The following is a 16,309-nucleotide window of genomic DNA, read 5'->3' on the forward strand; positions in this document are numbered from 1 at the left end:
TCCGCCATGACCACGCTGCCCCGCGGCGAAGCCGCTCATGTTCACCGCGCTGTGCGACGCCGCCGCGCCGTCGCCGCCGCCGGCCTCGTTTCCGCCGGACTGCTCGTCCTGTCGGCCTGCGACAAGCCGACGCCGCGCGTCACCGTCACGGTCGGTTCGACCTCGGTGAGCTCCGAGGCCACCTGCTACGACGACGGCAAGGACCTCGGCCAGGCGAAGGCCACCAAGTGCGCCCTGGAGAAGTCCGACGCCAAGACGATCAAGGTCAACCAGAGCGAGACCCTGCGCGTCGGTGTCGACCCCAAGGTCGCCGACACCGGCTGGGCGCTGTGGATCAACGGCCAGCAGATGACGTACGTGTACAAGAAGACGTACTACGCCTTCGACGGCGTGGACCTCTTCGCGCAGCAGCAGGGCCAGGCCCCCCAGAAGACGCTGTACATCAGCATCGTCGAGCAGGACAAGACGACCTCGGGCCAGAGCAAGGAACACAAGGGCGTGTGGAACTTCAAGCTGGAGAACGCCGACTACTGATCCGTCGGAGCCGTAGCTGATGCGCATCCTCGTGGCCACCGCGGTCCCGGTCGAACGGGACGCGGTGGCCCCTGCGTTCCAGGGCACGGCGGCCACCGTGGACGTCCTCGCCGTGGGGGTCGGTCCCGCGCTCGCCGCCGCCGGCACCGCCACCGCACTGACCAGGGCCGCCCTGGAGGGCGCCGCCTACGGCCTCGTCGTGTCCGCGGGGATCGCCGGCGGGTTCCTGCCCGAGGCGCCGGTCGGGTCGCTGGTCGTCGCCGACGAGATCACCGCGGCCGACCTCGGGGCCGAGACCGCCGAGGGGTTCGTGCCGGTGACCGCCCTGGGCTTCGGGGCCGTCACCCACCGGCCGCCCGCGGCCCTCGTACGGGACGCCGTGGCCGCGACCGGGGGGCGGGCCGGTGCGGTGCTCACCGTGTCGACGGTCACCGGTACGGCCGAGCGCGCGGCGGCCCTGCGCGCCCGCCACCCCAGCGCCCTCGCCGAGGCCATGGAGGGCTTCGGGGTCGCCGAGGCGGCCGGGGCGCACGGGGTGCCGGTGCTGGAGGTCCGCGCCGTCTCCAACCCGGTCGGGCCTCGCGACCGGGCCGCCTGGCGCATCGGTGACGCGCTCACGGCCCTGACGGAGGGGTTCGGGAAGCTGGCGCCCGTACTGGAGAGTTGGAAGCAGCATGACTGAGCCTTCGCACCCCACGCAGCCTTCGCGGCAGCGTGAGCAGCCCTCGCAGCCTGTGCAGCCCGCGCAGCCTGTGCAGATCGCGTACTCGCCCTGCCCGAACGACACCTTCGTCTTCGACGCCCTCGCCCACGGCCGTGTGCCGGGGGCGCCCGCGCTGGACGTGACCTTCGCGGACATCGACGTCACCAACGGCATGGCGGAACGCGGTGAGTTCGATGTGCTGAAGGTGTCGTACGCCGTGCTGCCCTACGTCCTCGACGAGTACACGCTGCTGCCGTGCGGGGGTGCGCTGGGGCGGGGGTGCGGGCCGCTGGTGCTCACCCGGGAGGCCGGGCTGGAGCTGACCGGCCGCAGGGTCGCGGTGCCGTCCGAGCGGTCGACGGCATATCTGCTGTTCCGGCTGTGGGCGGCGGACGTCCTCGACGGCAAGGTCGGGGAGATCGTGGTGATGCCGTTCCACGAGATCATGCCGGCCGTCCGGGACGGACTGGTCGACGCCGGACTGGTGATCCACGAGGCCCGGTTCACCTACCAGAACTACGGGCTGCACAAACTGGCGGACATGGGCGAGCACTGGGAGTCGACGACCGGGCTGCCCATTCCCCTCGGCGCGATCATTGCGAAACGGTCGCTGGGAACGGAACGGCTCTCGCGGCTCGCCGACTCCATCCGCGCGTCCGTACGGGCCGCTTGGGACGATCCCGAGGTTTCCCGGCCTTATGTCATGGCGCATGCGCAGGAGATGGATCCCGCGGTCGCCGATCAGCACATCGGTTTGTATGTCAACGAGTTCACCGCGGACTTGGGAGAAGACGGATACGCGGCGATTCGGGGGCTGTTGACCCGGGCGGCGGCCGAGGGACTTGTGCCGGCATTGAAGCCCGACGCGTTGTCGTTCCGCTGACCCGTCACCTCGGCCCCGGCCACTGGGCCAACGACATCATGCCCAGGACCTTTCGGAGCAGAAAGGCCGCCAAGGGGAGTTCCACGAATACCGCCAGCGCCGCCGACCACCACACGGCCGGGGTGCCCAGGGCCAGCGACACGTCGAACCACGCGTCGCAGACCAGCAGGGCACCCGTGGCCACGGCCGCCACGACGACCCCTCGGTGGCGGCGCCAGCCGAGGAAGGCCGTGGCGGACATCGCGAGGAGCAGCAGGACGTCGAAGCCGACCCAGGTGACCCGCCACTGGCGGACGGTGTAGCCGCTCGGCAGGGTGAAATACAGCAGGATCGTCCAGGGCACGAGACCGACGGCGCAGACGACCAGCAGTTCCAGGGTGTGACGCCGCTGCCGCCGGATGTACTCCCACATCTCCTCGGACGGCTCGGTCCGTATCTCGTGCACTTACACGTCGAGTTGGTCGGCGACCGCCCGCAGCAGGCCGGCGATCTTCTTGCCCGCCGCCTTGTCGGGGTAGCGGCCGCGCTCCAGCATCGGGGTGATGTTCTCCAGGAGGGTCGTCAGATCCTGGACGATCGAGGCCAGTTCGTCGGGCTTCTTGCGGGTGGCGGCCGCGACCGAGGGTGTGGGGTCGAGGATGGCGACCGAAAGAGCCTGGTCACCGCGCTGCCCGGCGACCACTCCGAACTCCACCCGCTGCCCGGGCTTCAGCGTCTCGACTCCGGCGGGGAGGACCGAGGAATGGACGAAGACGTCACCGCCGTCGTCACGGGAGAGAAAGCCGAAGCCCTTCTCACTGTTGAACCACTTGACCTTGCCGGTAGGCACGTCTGTCCTCGTCCTCGTACTCGTCGGAAAACTGCTTCTGAAACGGCTCTTGATAGCACTGGGGCGGGTCGTCGGGACCCGCCGGTACCAAGGCTAATGGTCTTCAGGCCGGTGACAAGACGTCGCCCGGTTGTTCCTTCGCGCAGGGAACTACCCTGGTCCGGTGCGTGACAAAACCCAAACGAATTCCGCCGCTCCCGGTGACCGACTGATCCGTACCGGAGCCGTCGTCTTCTTCGTCGGTGCGGTGGCCACTCTCGTCACCGTGGCCCCGTTCCTGCTCGGGACGAAGCCTTTTCCGACGTACATGTTCGGATTGAGCATGCTCATGGCCGTCGGTTTCGTGGTGGCCGGAGCGGGAGTGCTGCAATCGGTCGCCGCCGGAAGGCGTCAGGCGCGGCCCGGAAGGCAGTCCGCGCGGTAGTCCGAAAACCACCCAGGAAACTCCGTGAGATCGCCGAGGACGACTTCCGCGCCGGCCTCGGTCAGTTCCTCGGGGCTGCACGGCCCGGTGGCGACCGCCACCGACGTCGCCCTCGCGATCCGCGCCCCGCGCACATCGCCGGTGTGGTCGCCGACGTACACGCTCGCGCCGTGCTCGCGCAGCGCCTCGCCCTTCTGCTCGGCCCACAGATTGCCGATCACCGCGTCCGGCTCCAGACCCAGGTGTTCCATGTGCAGCAGGGCGTTGGGCTCCCACTTGGCGGTCACGACGATCGCCCGCCCGCCGGCCGCCTGGACGGCGTCGATGGCCTCGCGGGCGCCGGGCATCGCCAGGGTGCCGGCGATCGCGTACGCCGGGTACAGCTCGCGGTAGAGGTCCGCCATCTCCGGGATCCGGTCGGCCGGGAACCAGTACGCCATCTCCTCGGCCAGCGGCGGCCCGAGCCGCGTGACCACCAGGTCGGCGTCGACGTACGTCCCCGTCCGCTCGGACAGCTCCACCCAGCAGGCATGGATGCCGGGACGGGAGTCGATGAGCGTCATGTCGAGGTCGAAGCCGACGGTGGGACCGGGGGCGGAGATGCTTGCAGAGGCCATATGGGCCATTGTGCCGGGGCGGTACCGCCCTGCGACAGCGGTTTCCGGGGCGGTACGGCCACGCCTGCGGCCCTTTCTCGCGCCCTACCGCCGCCGCCCGTGGCCGCCCCTACCGCCGCCGCGCCCGTGGCCGCCCCTACCGCCGCCGCTGCGAGCGCCACACCAGGAACAGCGCCGACGCCACGGCCGCGCCCCGCACCACCCACGGCCAGGTCTCGGCGACCGCGTCGTTCATGTGGCCCTGGGCGATGGGCTCGCCCCAGCGGCCCTCGTTGCGGCCCCACAGCCAGACCAGGCCCGCGGTCAGCGAGAGGCCGGGCAGGATCACCACGGCCCACTTCGTCTCGGCGTCGGTGAGGCGGCGCGAGGCCCAGGCGATGAGCCAGCCCACGATCAGCACGAGCAGGTTGCCGAGCACCGCGCCGGCGACGAGGAGGGCGGCGGCCAGCAGCAGGAGCGGATTGCTCCAGCTTCCCGCGCCCGCCCCGAGGAAACGGCGGCGGGGGACCGGCGCTGCCTCGACGACGGGCGGCGCGGCCTTCGGGCGGGGCCGCCACCAGGCCGTGCGTTTCCCGGGCGCGGGCAGCTGCGCCGCCGGCTGCTCGACGGCGGGCTCGGGCTTCTTCTCCTCCTTGGGCGGCGGGGGCTTCAGCAGCTCCGGGATCTCCACCCCGCCGACGAAGCCCGGCACGCTGTCACCGACCCCGAAGGGGCTGCTGTCGACCCGCCACCAGTCGGGCTGCGTCGCGGGGTCACCGAGCTCGTCCAGACCGGCCAGATGGGGGCCGTGGGAGACGGCCGGGTCGGGGAGCGGGGGCTCGGCGGGGCGCGGCCGGGGCACGTTCTTGCGCAGCCCGGTCCGCCGCTGCCCGCCGTCGTCCTGGGACTCCCGGTCCCGCTGGACGGGCATGGAGACGGCCGGCGCCTGCGGGGCAGCGGCCGCGGAGCCGCCCGCGGCGGTGACCACCTCGTCGGGGCTGCCCAGCCGGGCGATGATCCGGCGGACGGCGGCGGGCGAGTCCACCGGGGCCTTGGCGCGGCGCCGGTCGATCTCGTTGCGCAGCTCGGAGACCAGCCGCATACGGGTCGACGACGGCAACTGCCGCTGCTGGGCCACGTCGCCGACGCGGCTCAGATACTCGTAGACGACCTGATCGCTCTCGATACCCACGAAGTCCCCTCCGGGGCGGGTGCGTTGGATACCCCGTGGGACGAAACTAGCGCAGGTCGCCTCCTGTGGGCCCGAGCGGGGACCGCAGGTCAGTGATATCCGGTCCGCCCCGGTGGCGGCCCATGCCCGGCCCGGTGGGCGCTGCTGCCCGGCCCGGCCACCCGCTACCGTTGGTCGGATGAGCAACCCGGCCGTACCGCCGCGCTCCCTCGCGGAAGCGCTCCGGGCCAGGGACGACGACTCCCTGGCCGCGCTTCTGCGTGCCCGCCCCGACCTCATCACCCCCGTGCCGACCGACCTCACCCAGCTCGCGACCCGGGCCGGGACACGCGCGTCGGTGGTGCGGGCGCTGGAGCGGCTGGACCTGTTCGCGCTGCGGACGGCGGAAGCGCTGGCGGTCGCGGCGGACCCGGCGCCCTATGCCGAGCTGGAGCGGCTGCTGACCGGGGACGCGGGCGACCCGGCCGTCTCGGCGGCGCTGCCCCGCTCGTTGGGCACCCTGCGGGAACAGGCCCTGGTGTGGGGGGACGACGACCGGCTCCGTCTGGTCCGCACGGCCCGTGAGCTGCTCGCGCCCTCGCCGCAGCATCCGTCGCCGACCGGGCTCGGGCCGACCGTGCAGGAGGCCACGGCCGGGATGTCCCCGGGCCGCGTCCAGGAGATCGTGACGGCGGCCGGACTCGGCTCGACCCACGACGCGGTGTCGGCGGTGGCGTCGCTGACGGCCCTGTTCACGGACCGGAAGCGGATGTCGGCGCTGCTCGCCGACCTGCCGGAGGAGTCGCGGGCGGTGCTGTCCCGGCTGGTCTGGGGGCCGCCGTACGGGCAGGTCACCTCCGAGCCCGCGGCCCATCTGCGCCGTCTGCTGGACCTCGGGCTGCTGGTGCCCACGGCACCTGGCACGGTCGTCCTGCCGCGGGAGGTGGCCCTGCATCTGCGGGGCGGCCGGGCGCACCGCGAGGTGGAGCCGCTGCCGCCGGCGGTGGAGCCCGCGGCGACCCACCGTCCACAGGTTGTGGACGCGACGGCGGCCGGGCAGGCGTACACCGCGCTCGCGACCGTCGAGGAACTGCTGAAGGACTGGGACGAGGGCGGGCCCGCGGTGCTGCGGGCGGGCGGTCTGAGCGTGCGCGACCTCAAGCGCACGGCGGTCGCGCTGGACGTCTCGGAGCCGGTCGCGGCCTTCTGGGTCGAACTGGCCTACGCGGCGGGCCTGCTGGCCTCCGACGGCGAGGCCGACGAGCGCTATGCCGCGACCCCGGCCCACGACGAGTGGCTGGAACAGCCCCCGGCCCGGCGCTGGGCCCGGCTGGCGGAGGCCTGGCTGACTGCCACCCGGACCTCGGGGCTGGTGGGCGGACGGGACGCGAAGGACCGCACCCTGTCGGCGCTGGGCCCGGGTCTGGACCGCGGCGCCGCGCCGGAGGTACGGCACCGGGTGCTGACGCTGCTGGCGGGGCTGCCGGAGGGCGCGTCGCCGTCGGCGGAGTCGGTGCTCGCCCGGCTGCGCTGGGAGCGGCCGCAGCGCCGCGAGGAGGACCTGCGCTCGCGGCTCGCCGAGTGGACGCTCAAGGAGGCCGAGCTGCTGGGGGTGACGGGGCGTGGGGCCCTGTCGGGCCACGGGCGTGCCCTGCTGGGCGCGACCGCGCCGAGGACGCGGGACGCCGGGTCGCGCAGTCCTGGGGACGAGCGGCACGGGCAGGCGCTGCCGGGCACCACCGCGCCGAAGACGCCGGACGCCGGGTCGCAGGGCCCCGGGAACGAGCGGCACAGGCGGGTGCCGCCCGGCACCACCGCGCCGAAGACGCCGGACGCCGTGTCGCAGGGCCCCGGGGACAAGCTGCCCGTGCACCACCGGCCCGCCCCGGCGGCCGAGCCCCTCTCCCCCGCCGAACAGGCCACCGCCTCCGCCGCGGCCGCCCGGCTTCTCGCGCCGCTGCTGCCCGAGCCGCTCGACCACGTCCTGCTCCAGGCCGACCTGACGGCGGTGGCCCCTGGTCCGCTGCGCCGGCCGCTGGCCGAGGTGCTGGACGTCCTGGCGGACGTGGAGTCGAAGGGCGGGGCGACGGTGTACCGCTTCACGCCGGGGTCGGTCCGCCGCGCCCTGGACGCCGGGCAGTCCGCCTCCGACCTGCACGCATTCCTCGCCGCGCACTCCCGGACCCCGGTCCCGCAGCCCCTGACGTACCTCATCGACGACGTGGCCCGGCGGCACGGCCACCTCCGGGTGGGTGCCGCCTCGTCCTACGTACGCTGCGACGACGATGCCCTGCTGAACGAGATCCTCGCCGACAAGCGCGCCGCCGGCCTGCGGCTGCGCCGCCTCGCCCCGACCGTCCTGGCCGCCCAGGCCGACCCGGCCTCGCTCCTGGAGGGGCTGCGCGCGATGGGCTTCGCCCCGGCCGCGGAGTCCGCCGAGGGCGACGTCCTGATCACCCGCGCCCACGCCCACCGCACCCCGCCCCGCAGCGCGCCCGAGCCGGTCCCGGACGGTCCCCCGGTGCCCGACGCGACGCTCCTCGCAGCCGCGATCCGGGCCGTCCGTGCGGGCGACCTCGCCTCCACCACGCCCCGCAAGCAGGGCGACCGGCCGCCGCTGTCCACCGGCGAACTCCCCCGCACCGGCGCCGCCGAGACCCTCGCCACCATGCAGGCCGCCGTCCTCACCGGCGAGGCCCTGTGGATCGGCTACGTCAACGCCGAGGGCGCCGCCAGCCAACGCGTCATCGCCCCCGTCCGCGTGGAGGGCGGCTTCGTGACGGCCTACGACCACACCGCGGACGAGGTCCGCACCTACCCCCTGCACCGGATCACGGGGGTGGCGGAACTGGCGGGGGATTAGGTCTCGTCCGGCGGGCCGGGCCGGCAACGGGAAGCAGCGTCCTGTCAGCCGGGCGGTGCGCCTGTCAGCCGGGCGGTGCGCCTGTCAGCCGGGCGGTGCCGAGCGGGCTCCCGGGGACCGCGTCCTGTCAGCTCAGCGGCATCAGGCCGGCCCGAACAACGCAACGCCCCAGCGCGTCAGCACGGGCCGACCGGCGCATCGGCCGGCAGGCCGAAGTGACTGCGGGCGGCGGACTCCAGTGCGGTGGACGACACGGTCGCGTCGAGTGCCGCGGCGGTGACGTGGCCGAAGCGGGCCGTCACCCACTCCGCGTGGCCCGCCCCGTCGGGCGCCGTCTCCGCGGACACCACCACGTAGTCGCCGTCCGCCTCCCGCCGCAGCCGCATCACCTGCGGCACCTCGGCCCCGGAGCACTCCACCAGGCTCCCCGCACGCACCCCGTACTCCAGGCAGAGCGTGCTGACCCCGGCCCGCACCTGATCGCCCCGCTCGTCGAGATCAACCGCCTCCGCCCGGCAGAACCACCGCGCACCGGTGCCCTCGCCCCCGGCCCCGCTTCCCCGCACCTGCTCCAGCAATCGCGCCTCGACCGCGGGCCGCACCCGGCTCCACAGGTCCGCGTCGACGCCCGTGGCCCCCGGCCACCGCGCCCACGCCCCCGTCGCTACCAGCACCATGACCGCTCCCCCACCGGCCGCCCATCTGCCCGCAGACATCCCCATACGTCCTCCCCAGGCCGCTCCCGCCAGTCAAGACAACGGAAAGGGGGCCGAGGTTGCACCGGAGGGGGCCCGGCGGTCCTCCTCGGCCTGTCTTGATCGTCCCCGGTTGAGGCACACTGGACGTTTGGCCCGTGCGGAAGGATGCCTGTACGTGAACGGTCCTCTCATCGTCCAGTCCGACAAGACCCTGCTGCTCGAGGTCGACCACGAGCAGGCCGACGCGTGCCGTCGGGCCATCGCGCCGTTCGCGGAGCTGGAGCGGGCGCCCGAGCACATCCACACCTACCGGGTGACCCCGCTGGGCCTGTGGAACGCGCGCGCCGCCGGGCACGACGCCGAGCAGGTGGTGGACGCGCTGGTGCAGTACAGCCGCTATCCGGTGCCGCACGCCCTGCTCGTCGACGTGGCCGAGACGATGGACCGGTACGGGCGGCTCACGCTGAGCAAGCACCCCGCGCACGGGCTGGTGCTCACCACCACCGACCGTCCGGTGCTGGAGGAGATCCTGCGCTCGAAGCGGATCATCCCGCTGGTCGGGGCGCGGCTCGACCCGGACACCGTGGTCGTGCACCCCTCGGAGCGCGGGCAGATCAAGCAGACGCTGCTGAAGCTGGGCTGGCCCGCCGAGGACCTCGCCGGGTACGTCGACGGCGAGGCGCACCCCATCGAGCTGGCCGAGGACGGGTGGGCCCTGCGGCCCTACCAGAAGCAGGCCGTGGAGAACTTCTGGCACGGCGGCAGCGGCGTGGTCGTCCTGCCGTGCGGTGCGGGCAAGACCCTCGTCGGCGCCGGGTCCATGGCCCAGGCCAAGTCGACCACGCTGATCCTCGTCACCAACACCGTCTCGGCCCGGCAGTGGAAGCACGAGCTGGTCAAGCGGACCTCGCTGACGGAGGAGGAGATCGGCGAGTACAGCGGGACGAGGAAGGAGATCCGGCCCGTCACGATCGCCACCTACCAGGTGCTGACGACGAGACGGAAGGGTGTCTACCCGCACCTCGAGCTGTTCGACTCCCGGGACTGGGGGCTGATCGTCTACGACGAGGTGCACCTGCTGCCCGCGCCCGTCTTCAAGTTCACCGCCGATCTCCAGGCCCGGCGGCGCCTCGGTCTGACCGCGACCCTGGTGCGGGAGGACGGCCGGGAGTCGGACGTCTTCTCGCTCATCGGGCCCAAGCGGTTCGACGCACCGTGGAAGGAGATCGAGGCGCAGGGCTACATCGCGCCCGCCGACTGTGTCGAGGTCCGGGTGAACCTCACGGACTCCGAGCGGCTCGCCTACGCGACCGCCGAGCAGGAGGAGAAGTACCGCTTCTGCGCCACCACCGCGACCAAGCGGAAGGTCACGGAGGCGCTCGTCAAGCGCTTCGCGGGCCAGCAGATCCTGGTGATCGGCCAGTACATCGACCAGCTCGACGAGCTCGGTGAGCATCTGGGCGCCCCCGTCATCAAGGGCGAGACCTCCAACGCCCAGCGCGAGAAGCTCTTCGACGCCTTCCGGGAGGGCGAGATCAGCGTGCTGGTGGTGTCGAAGGTGGCGAACTTCTCCATCGACCTGCCGGAGGCGACGGTCGCCATCCAGGTCTCGGGCACGTTCGGATCACGGCAGGAGGAGGCGCAGCGGCTGGGCCGGGTGCTGCGTCCCAAGGCGGACGGGCACCAGGCGCACTTCTACTCGGTGGTCGCCCGGGACACCATCGACCAGGACTTCGCCGCGCACCGCCAGCGGTTCCTGGCCGAGCAGGGGTACGCCTACCGGATCGTGGACGCGGACGAGCTGCTCGCGGAGAGCTGACCGGCGGCTGACTGCGGAGAGCTGACCGGCGGCTGCCTGGCTACCTGCTGACAGCTGCCCGGCGGCTACTTGCGGCGGACGCCGGCTTCCTGGCCGTACTCGCCGAGTATGACGACGTCGAAGGCGGCGCCGGCGAAGACGCGCACGGCGCGCAGGGCGTCGCCGAGACGGTGGGTGTGGCCACTCGATACGGGGGTCGCTCCGGACGGGCGACCGGGGGCTGGGGTGAAGGTCGCTGCACTCATGTCTCCATGGTGGCCGATCAGGCATAAAGGGGGCATCGGTCTCAGGTAGCCCCTTCCGGTGCCACTGAGTACAACCCGGGGTGGAACACCCCCTGGCAGGTGGCAGGGGGCGCCCCCTAGGGGACGGGGAACCACCGGGAAAGGGCGACGGAAAATGGTTGGCGGCCGGCCTTCGGCCTGCTCTAGGATCTCCGCTCTTGCCCGCCTCCCTCACGGAGTGCCGCCGTCCGGACGGAAACCGGTCGGCATCCCCCGCGCCCGTCCCGCAGGTCCCTTCGGAGGCACCCCCTTGTCCACACCCCTGCCCACCGACGACCCCCTCTTCCGCGAACGCTCCCACCTCGCCGAATCCCGCGCCGCGCTGCGGGCCATGCGCGAGGACGTCGAGTCGCTCGACATCAAGGACGTCACCGCGAACTGGGTCAACGCCGAGGTCCTGGCCCGCCAGATCGACGAGCGGATCAAGGCGCTGGCCGACCTCAGCGACACCCCGCTGTTCTTCGGCCGCCTCGACTACCTGCACGCGCCCGGTGCCGAGCAGGCCGAGGGCGCGGAGGGGGAGCGCTTCTACATCGGGCGCCGGCACGTCCATGACCACGACGGCGACCCGATGGTCATCGACTGGCGGGCACCGGTGTCCCAGCCGTTCTACCGGGCGTCCAAGAAGGACCCGATGGACGTCGGGCTGCGCCGCCGCTTCGGCTACACCCGCGGCGACATCACCGCGTACGAGGACGAGCACCTCTCCGACCCGGCCGAGACGGCCCGGACCAGCAAGCTGCTCCAGCAGGAGATCGAGCGCCCGCGCGTGGGCCCGATGCGCGACATCGTGGCGACCATCCAGCCCGAGCAGGACGAGATCGTACGGTCCGGTCTGGGCGGCACGGTCTGCGTGCAGGGCGGTCCCGGCACCGGGAAGACCGCCGTCGGCCTGCACCGGGTGGCCTACCTCCTCTACGCCCACCGCGAGCGCCTTGCCCGCACCGGCACCCTCGTCATCGGACCGAACCGCTCCTTCCTGCACTACATCGAGCAGGTGCTGCCCGCGCTGGGCGAGCTGAGCGTCCAGCAGGCGACCGTGGACGACCTCGTGGCGAAGGGCGTGGAGGTGCGCGGCACCGACGAGGCGCCCGCCGCGGTCCTCAAGGGTGACGCGCGGATGGCGGAGGTGCTCCGGCGGGCCGTGTACGCGCACGTGACGATGCCCAACGAGCCGGTGATGGTGGTGCGCGGCTCACGCAGGTGGCGGGTCCCGGCGTACGAGATCGAGGAGATCGTGCGGGAGTTGCTGGACCGGGGCATCCGCTACGGCGCCGCCCGCGAGGCCCTCCCGCAGCGCATCGCGCACGCCGTGCTGGTGCAGATGGAGCGGTCGGGGGAGGCACCGGACGACCGGGTGCAGGACGCGGTGGCCCGCAACTCCGCGGTGAAGGCGGCGGTGAAGGCGATCTGGCCGCCGGTGGATCCGGCGAAGCTGGTGCTGCGGCTGCTCACGGACGCGGACTTCCTCGCCGCGCACGCGGAGGGGATCCTCGACGAGGACGAGCAGAAGACGATCCTGTGGGCGAAGCCGGTCCGCTCGGTGAAGTCGGCCAAGTGGTCCGCCGCGGACGCGGTGTTGATCGACGAGACGACGGACATCGTGGAGCGCACGCACTCGCTCGGGCATGTGGTCCTCGACGAGGCGCAGGACCTCTCCCCCATGCAGTACCGGGCGGTCGGCCGCCGCTGCTCGACCGGTTCGGCGACCGTTCTCGGCGACCTCGCGCAGGGCACCACGCCCTGGGCGACGCGGAGTTGGGACGAGGCGCTGGCCCACCTCGGCAAGTCGGACGGCGTGATCGAGGAGCTGACGGCGGGTTTCCGGGTGCCGACGGACGTCATCACATACGCCTCCCGGCTGCTCCCGCACATCGCGCCGGGTCTCACTCCGGTCGCGTCGGTCCGAGAGAACCCGGGCTTCTTCGACCTGCGCGGGACCTCCGGCTCGGGTGAAGTGGTCGCCGCGTGCGAGGAGTTGCTGCGCAACGAGGGCTCCACGGGCCTGATCGCCGCCGACGCCCGCGTCCCGGAGCTGGCGGACGCGCTGACAGCGGCCGGCATCCCCTACCTCGCCCCCGGTGAGGAGACCACGGCCGAGACCCGCCTGACCCTGGTCCCGGCCTCGCTCGCCAAGGGCCTCGAGTACGACTACGTCGTCCTGGACGAGCCGCAGGCGGTGGTCGACGGCGAACCGGACGAACGGACCGGCCTGCGACGGCTGTACGTGGCACTGACCCGAGCGGTGTCGGGCCTGATCGTGACGCACGCGGCCCCCCTGCCGGAGCAGCTCGCCGGGTAGGGTGCTGGTCCGTTCCGCCATGTCCCCCTGGAAGGGCCCCCGTTGAGCACGCCGCAGTCCCCGCATCCCGCGTACCCGTCGACATCGGGACCCGGGCCCGGGCCGTATCAGCAGACACCGGCTCCGGGGACATATCCGCAGGCGCTGACACCAGGCCCGTACCAGCAGGTGCCGGGCTACGGGCCGTACCAGCAACCGCCGGGCTCCGGGCCGTACCCGCAGCCGTACCAGCAGGCACCCGCCCCCGCGCCCTATCAGCAGCCGTACGGCGGCCCCGGGCCCGTGGGTGGGCAGGGGCCGGTCGGCTGTCAGATCTGCGGGGCCGGGCCCGCCGCGCCCGTCACCGTCCGCGGGCACCAGGGGATGCTGGTGATCATGCGGTTCCTGAAGCGCGAGGGGGTGTTCTGCCGGACCTGCGCGCTGGCGAGCTTCCGGGACATGCAGGCGGACACCATGGTGCTGGGCTGGTGGGGCCCGCTGTCCGTGCTGATCACGCCGTTCACGCTGCTGGCCAACCTCGGTGCGCTGTCCGGCATCCGCCGCATCCCGGAACCGGTCGCACCGGGGTTCCGGCCGCCGCTCGACCCCGGCAGACCGGTGTTCAGGCGCCCGGCGGGCATCCTGGCGCTGATCCCGATGGGTCTGCTGGGCCTGGCGGTGTTCGCGTTCACGGTGCTTCTGGCCGTCGGGCTGCTGACCGGGGCGAGCGTCGGCGGCGGCCACCCGACGCTCACCCCCGGCTCGTGCGCCCGCAACGACGCGACCTGGCCGGAACAGGACCTCGCACCGGAGCCCTGCGACTCGTCCGACGCGGAACTCCGGGTCACCACCCCGACGGACGGCTCCTGCCCGGCCGGGGACTACGTCGCCTACCTGGAGTACAGCGAGGACGGCGGAACCTCGCTGTGCCTGCGCCCTCTGAAGGACTGACGGTCTCTGGAGGGCTAGCGCCCGTCCACCGCCCGCCGCCACTCCCGGACCGCCTCCGCCGACACCGGCGCCTCCCATCCGTGCGGCCTCGCCGCCCCGCCGATGTGGAAGGCGTCGATCCCGGCGGCCCGGAGCCGCGGCACATGGTCCAGCCGCAGTCCGCCGCCGACCAGCAGCTGCTGCTCGTACCCCGGTTCCCCGGCCCGCGCCGCCTCCGCGAGCAGCACGCCGAGCCCGGCGTCCACGCCGCCCGCCGAGCCGGCGGTGAGGTAGGTGTCAAGGCCCGGGAGGTCGGCGAGCTGTTTGCGCAGCGCGTCCCGGTCGGCGGCGTGGTCGATCGCCCGGTGGAAGGTCCAGCGGCAGCCGTCCAGCGCCTCGACGACCCACTCCACGGCCCCCAGGTCCACCTCGCCCTGCGCGTCCAGGAACCCCAGCACGAACTCCTCGGCCCCGGCGTCCCGCAGCTCCCGTGCCGACCGCACCACCCGCGGGACGTCCCCGGCGCCGAAGCCGTCCGACAGCCGCAGCATCACCCGTACCGGGAGGTCCACCGCCTCCCGGATCCCGGCGACCGTCGCGACCTTCGGCGTCAGCCCGTCCGCCGCCATGTCGGTCACGAGTTCCAGCCGGTCCGCGCCTCCGGCCCGGGCGGCGAGCGCGTCCTCGACGTCGAGGGCGATCACCTCCAGGACTGCACGCTTGCTCATGGGACCCCATTCGTCGACGGTCTTGGGCGGCTACAGGTCTAGTCCAATTCAAGAATACGCCGCGACAGGGTCCCGCTCACCGGCGCGTCTCGGACGATCCAGCCCGTGCGTGTCAGTCGATCTCTCCCGTGCGTCTCAGCCGATCTCGCCCGTGGGTCCCGGGCGATCTCCCCCCTGCGCCTCAGGCGATCCCGGCGAAGATGTTCAACTCCTTCGCCTCCGCGCCCGCGAGCTCGTACGCCCGCCCCTCCACCGGACGCCCCGCGTACAGCCGTACGAGGGTCGCCGCGTCCCCGATGTACCGCGCCGGGGTCCGGTCGCCGGCGACGTCGCCGAGCCGGAGCGGTTCGTCCAGGTCGTCGAGGTCGGCGTGGAGGGGGAGGTGGCCGCGTTCCCGGGTCGTGCGGGCGAGCAGGGCCAGCGCGTCCGGCAGCCCCACGCCCCCGTACGCGCCGGGCTCCCCGAACACCTCGCGCACGTCACCCGCGTGCACCCACTCCCCCAATGCGATGACGTCCAGCACCCCGCCCGCCCCGGCTATGAACGGCCCGGCCTCCGTCATACCCCGCTCCAGCTCGTCCACGACCTGCTGGTTCGTCCAGTCGGCGCGTTCGGCGATGTCCCGGTCGTTGGACTCGGGCGAGAACACCCCCTTCTCGAACCGGCCCTCCACCACCCGGATCAGCGCCGACGAACAGTGCGCGAGCACGTCCCGCACGCTCCACCCGGGACACCCCCGCGTCGGCAGGGCGAAGTCGGCGTCCGGGCGGGAGCGCAGGAGGGGGATCAGGGCGTCGCGTTCGGCGGTCAGGAGGCGGCCGGGCAGCGCGGGGTCGCGTACGTCGTCAGCAGTCATGGGGCCAACCTGCCAGGGGTGGCCCGGGGGGACAATGAGGCCATGGCCGATCTCGACGACCTCCGCGCCCGTTTCACCGCCGCCCTGGACGCAGCGAGGGGCACCGAGGGCCCCGACCCGCTGCCGTACGCCGACAACCTTCTCGCTCGCTGGCAGGAACCGCAGCGCCGGTACCACACGCTCGCGCACCTCACCGCGGTCCTCGACCACATCGACGTGCTGGAATCCCACGCGGACGACCCGGACCTGGTCCGTCTCGCCGCTTGGTTCCACGACGCCGTCTACCTCCCGGACCGCTCGGAGAACGAGGACCGCTCCGCCCGCCTCGCCGAACGCGCCCTCCCCGAAGCCGGCGTCCCGGACGCCGCGACGGCCGAGGTGGCCCGCCTGGTCCGCCTCACCACCACCCACGCCCCCGCCGACGACGACCGCAACGGCCAGGTCCTGTGCGACGCCGACCTCGCGATCCTCGCCGCCCCGCCCGCCGGGTACGCCGCCTACACGGCAGCCGTCCGCGAGGAGTACGGCTTCGTGCCCACCGACGCCTTCCGCGAGGGCCGGTCCTCGATCCTGCGTCAACTGCTCGACCTGCCCCGGCTGTTCAGGACGCCGTACGGAGCGCGGGAATGGGAGGCGACGGCCCGCTACAACCTCACCTCGGAGCTGGAAATGCTGTCGCTGTGAGGCGTCGGGGGTCATAGCCTGCACGC

At 73.1% G+C, this 16,309-nt stretch carries 17 protein-coding genes; 9 read left to right on the forward strand and 8 right to left on the reverse strand.

What is annotated here, in order from left to right:
• Positions 1–6: 6 nt before the first annotated feature.
• From IF54_RS0113265 to IF54_RS0113275, 3 genes are read left to right on the forward strand one after another with little or no spacing between them, the layout of a single operon-like run.
• Complete coding sequence (locus IF54_RS0113265) at positions 7–534, forward strand: hypothetical protein (RefSeq protein ID WP_037819913.1); 528 nt, start codon at positions 7–9, stop codon at positions 532–534.
• A gap of 19 nt (positions 535–553) precedes the next feature.
• On the forward strand, positions 554–1,216 hold the full coding sequence (locus tag IF54_RS0113270; protein ID WP_030317912.1) for a futalosine hydrolase: 663 nt from the start codon (positions 554–556) through the stop codon (positions 1,214–1,216).
• Positions 1,209–2,120 (forward strand): 1,4-dihydroxy-6-naphthoate synthase, encoded by a 912-nt coding sequence (locus IF54_RS0113275; protein ID WP_420790360.1) that lies wholly within the window; start codon positions 1,209–1,211, stop codon positions 2,118–2,120. The genes IF54_RS0113270 and IF54_RS0113275 overlap by 8 nt, the downstream gene beginning before the upstream one ends.
• 4 nt (positions 2,121–2,124) lie before the next feature.
• On the opposite strand, the gene IF54_RS0113280 is transcribed toward IF54_RS0113275, so the two are convergent.
• Entirely contained in the window at positions 2,125–2,565 is a 441-nt protein-coding gene (locus tag IF54_RS0113280; protein ID WP_030317915.1) for a hypothetical protein, read from the reverse strand.
• Positions 2,566–2,949 (reverse strand): cold-shock protein, encoded by a 384-nt coding sequence (locus IF54_RS44050; RefSeq protein WP_020140317.1) that lies wholly within the window; start codon positions 2,947–2,949, stop codon positions 2,566–2,568.
• A gap of 163 nt (positions 2,950–3,112) precedes the next feature.
• Here IF54_RS44050 and IF54_RS43345 point away from each other — a divergent pair, with 163 nt between their 5' ends.
• Positions 3,113–3,373: a hypothetical protein gene (locus IF54_RS43345; RefSeq protein ID WP_078851957.1), complete on the forward strand. Its 261-nt coding sequence runs from the start codon at positions 3,113–3,115 to the stop codon at positions 3,371–3,373.
• Here the strand turns inward: IF54_RS43345 and IF54_RS0113295 are convergent.
• Together IF54_RS0113295 and IF54_RS0113300 are read right to left on the reverse strand one after the other, a co-directional pair.
• Entirely contained in the window at positions 3,340–3,990 is a 651-nt protein-coding gene (locus IF54_RS0113295; RefSeq protein WP_030317920.1) for an HAD family hydrolase, read from the reverse strand. The two genes, IF54_RS43345 and IF54_RS0113295, sit on opposite strands and share 34 nt — an antisense overlap.
• A gap of 136 nt (positions 3,991–4,126) precedes the next feature.
• The gene (locus tag IF54_RS0113300; RefSeq protein WP_030317923.1) at positions 4,127–5,161 is read right to left on the reverse strand and encodes a membrane protein; all 1,035 of its coding nucleotides are present in this window, start codon (positions 5,159–5,161) and stop codon (positions 4,127–4,129) included.
• Between the two features lie 178 nt (positions 5,162–5,339).
• Between IF54_RS0113300 and IF54_RS0113305 the strand changes: the two genes are divergently transcribed.
• Positions 5,340–8,003 carry a helicase C-terminal domain-containing protein gene (locus IF54_RS0113305; RefSeq protein WP_030317925.1) on the forward strand — a complete coding sequence of 888 codons (2,664 nt, stop codon included), beginning with the start codon at positions 5,340–5,342 and terminating at the stop codon, positions 8,001–8,003.
• 176 nt (positions 8,004–8,179) lie between these two features.
• Here the strand turns inward: IF54_RS0113305 and IF54_RS0113310 are convergent, their stop codons facing one another.
• Positions 8,180–8,680, reverse strand: a complete 501-nt coding sequence (locus IF54_RS0113310; RefSeq protein WP_234438974.1) for a hypothetical protein — start codon at positions 8,678–8,680, stop codon at positions 8,180–8,182.
• A gap of 196 nt (positions 8,681–8,876) precedes the next feature.
• On the opposite strand from IF54_RS0113310, the gene IF54_RS0113315 reads away from it, so the two are divergent.
• Positions 8,877–10,520: a DNA repair helicase XPB gene (locus IF54_RS0113315; RefSeq protein ID WP_030317929.1), complete on the forward strand. Its 1,644-nt coding sequence runs from the start codon at positions 8,877–8,879 to the stop codon at positions 10,518–10,520.
• A 65-nt stretch (positions 10,521–10,585) separates the two neighbouring features.
• Here the strand turns inward: IF54_RS0113315 and IF54_RS0113320 are convergent, their stop codons facing one another.
• Positions 10,586–10,765: a hypothetical protein gene (locus IF54_RS0113320; protein ID WP_030317931.1), complete on the reverse strand. Its 180-nt coding sequence runs from the start codon at positions 10,763–10,765 to the stop codon at positions 10,586–10,588.
• Positions 10,766–11,054: 289 nt separating this feature from the next.
• Here IF54_RS0113320 and IF54_RS0113325 point away from each other — a divergent pair, with 289 nt between their 5' ends.
• Together IF54_RS0113325 and IF54_RS43350 are read left to right on the forward strand one after the other, a co-directional pair.
• Positions 11,055–13,106, forward strand: a complete 2,052-nt coding sequence (locus tag IF54_RS0113325) for a HelD family protein (protein ID WP_030317934.1) — start codon at positions 11,055–11,057, stop codon at positions 13,104–13,106.
• 42 nt (positions 13,107–13,148) lie between these two features.
• Positions 13,149–14,036 carry an LppU/SCO3897 family protein gene (locus IF54_RS43350; protein WP_234438975.1) on the forward strand — a complete coding sequence of 296 codons (888 nt, stop codon included), beginning with the start codon at positions 13,149–13,151 and terminating at the stop codon, positions 14,034–14,036.
• Between the two features lie 14 nt (positions 14,037–14,050).
• On the opposite strand, the gene IF54_RS0113335 is transcribed toward IF54_RS43350, so the two are convergent.
• Both IF54_RS0113335 and IF54_RS0113340 read right to left on the reverse strand, forming a co-directional pair.
• On the reverse strand, positions 14,051–14,743 hold the full coding sequence (locus IF54_RS0113335) for a copper homeostasis protein CutC (RefSeq protein WP_030317937.1): 693 nt from the start codon (positions 14,741–14,743) through the stop codon (positions 14,051–14,053).
• A gap of 181 nt (positions 14,744–14,924) precedes the next feature.
• The gene (locus tag IF54_RS0113340; protein ID WP_030317938.1) at positions 14,925–15,599 is read right to left on the reverse strand and encodes a maleylpyruvate isomerase family mycothiol-dependent enzyme; all 675 of its coding nucleotides are present in this window, start codon (positions 15,597–15,599) and stop codon (positions 14,925–14,927) included.
• A 42-nt stretch (positions 15,600–15,641) separates the two neighbouring features.
• On the opposite strand from IF54_RS0113340, the gene IF54_RS0113345 reads away from it, so the two are divergent.
• Complete coding sequence (locus tag IF54_RS0113345) at positions 15,642–16,283, forward strand: hypothetical protein (RefSeq protein ID WP_030317939.1); 642 nt, start codon at positions 15,642–15,644, stop codon at positions 16,281–16,283.
• Positions 16,284–16,309 lie beyond the last annotated feature (26 nt).

Origin of the sequence: Streptomyces sp. NRRL B-3229 (assembly GCF_000719505.1) — a bacterium.
Taxonomy (GTDB): domain Bacteria; phylum Actinomycetota; class Actinomycetes; order Streptomycetales; family Streptomycetaceae; genus Streptomyces; species Streptomyces griseorubiginosus.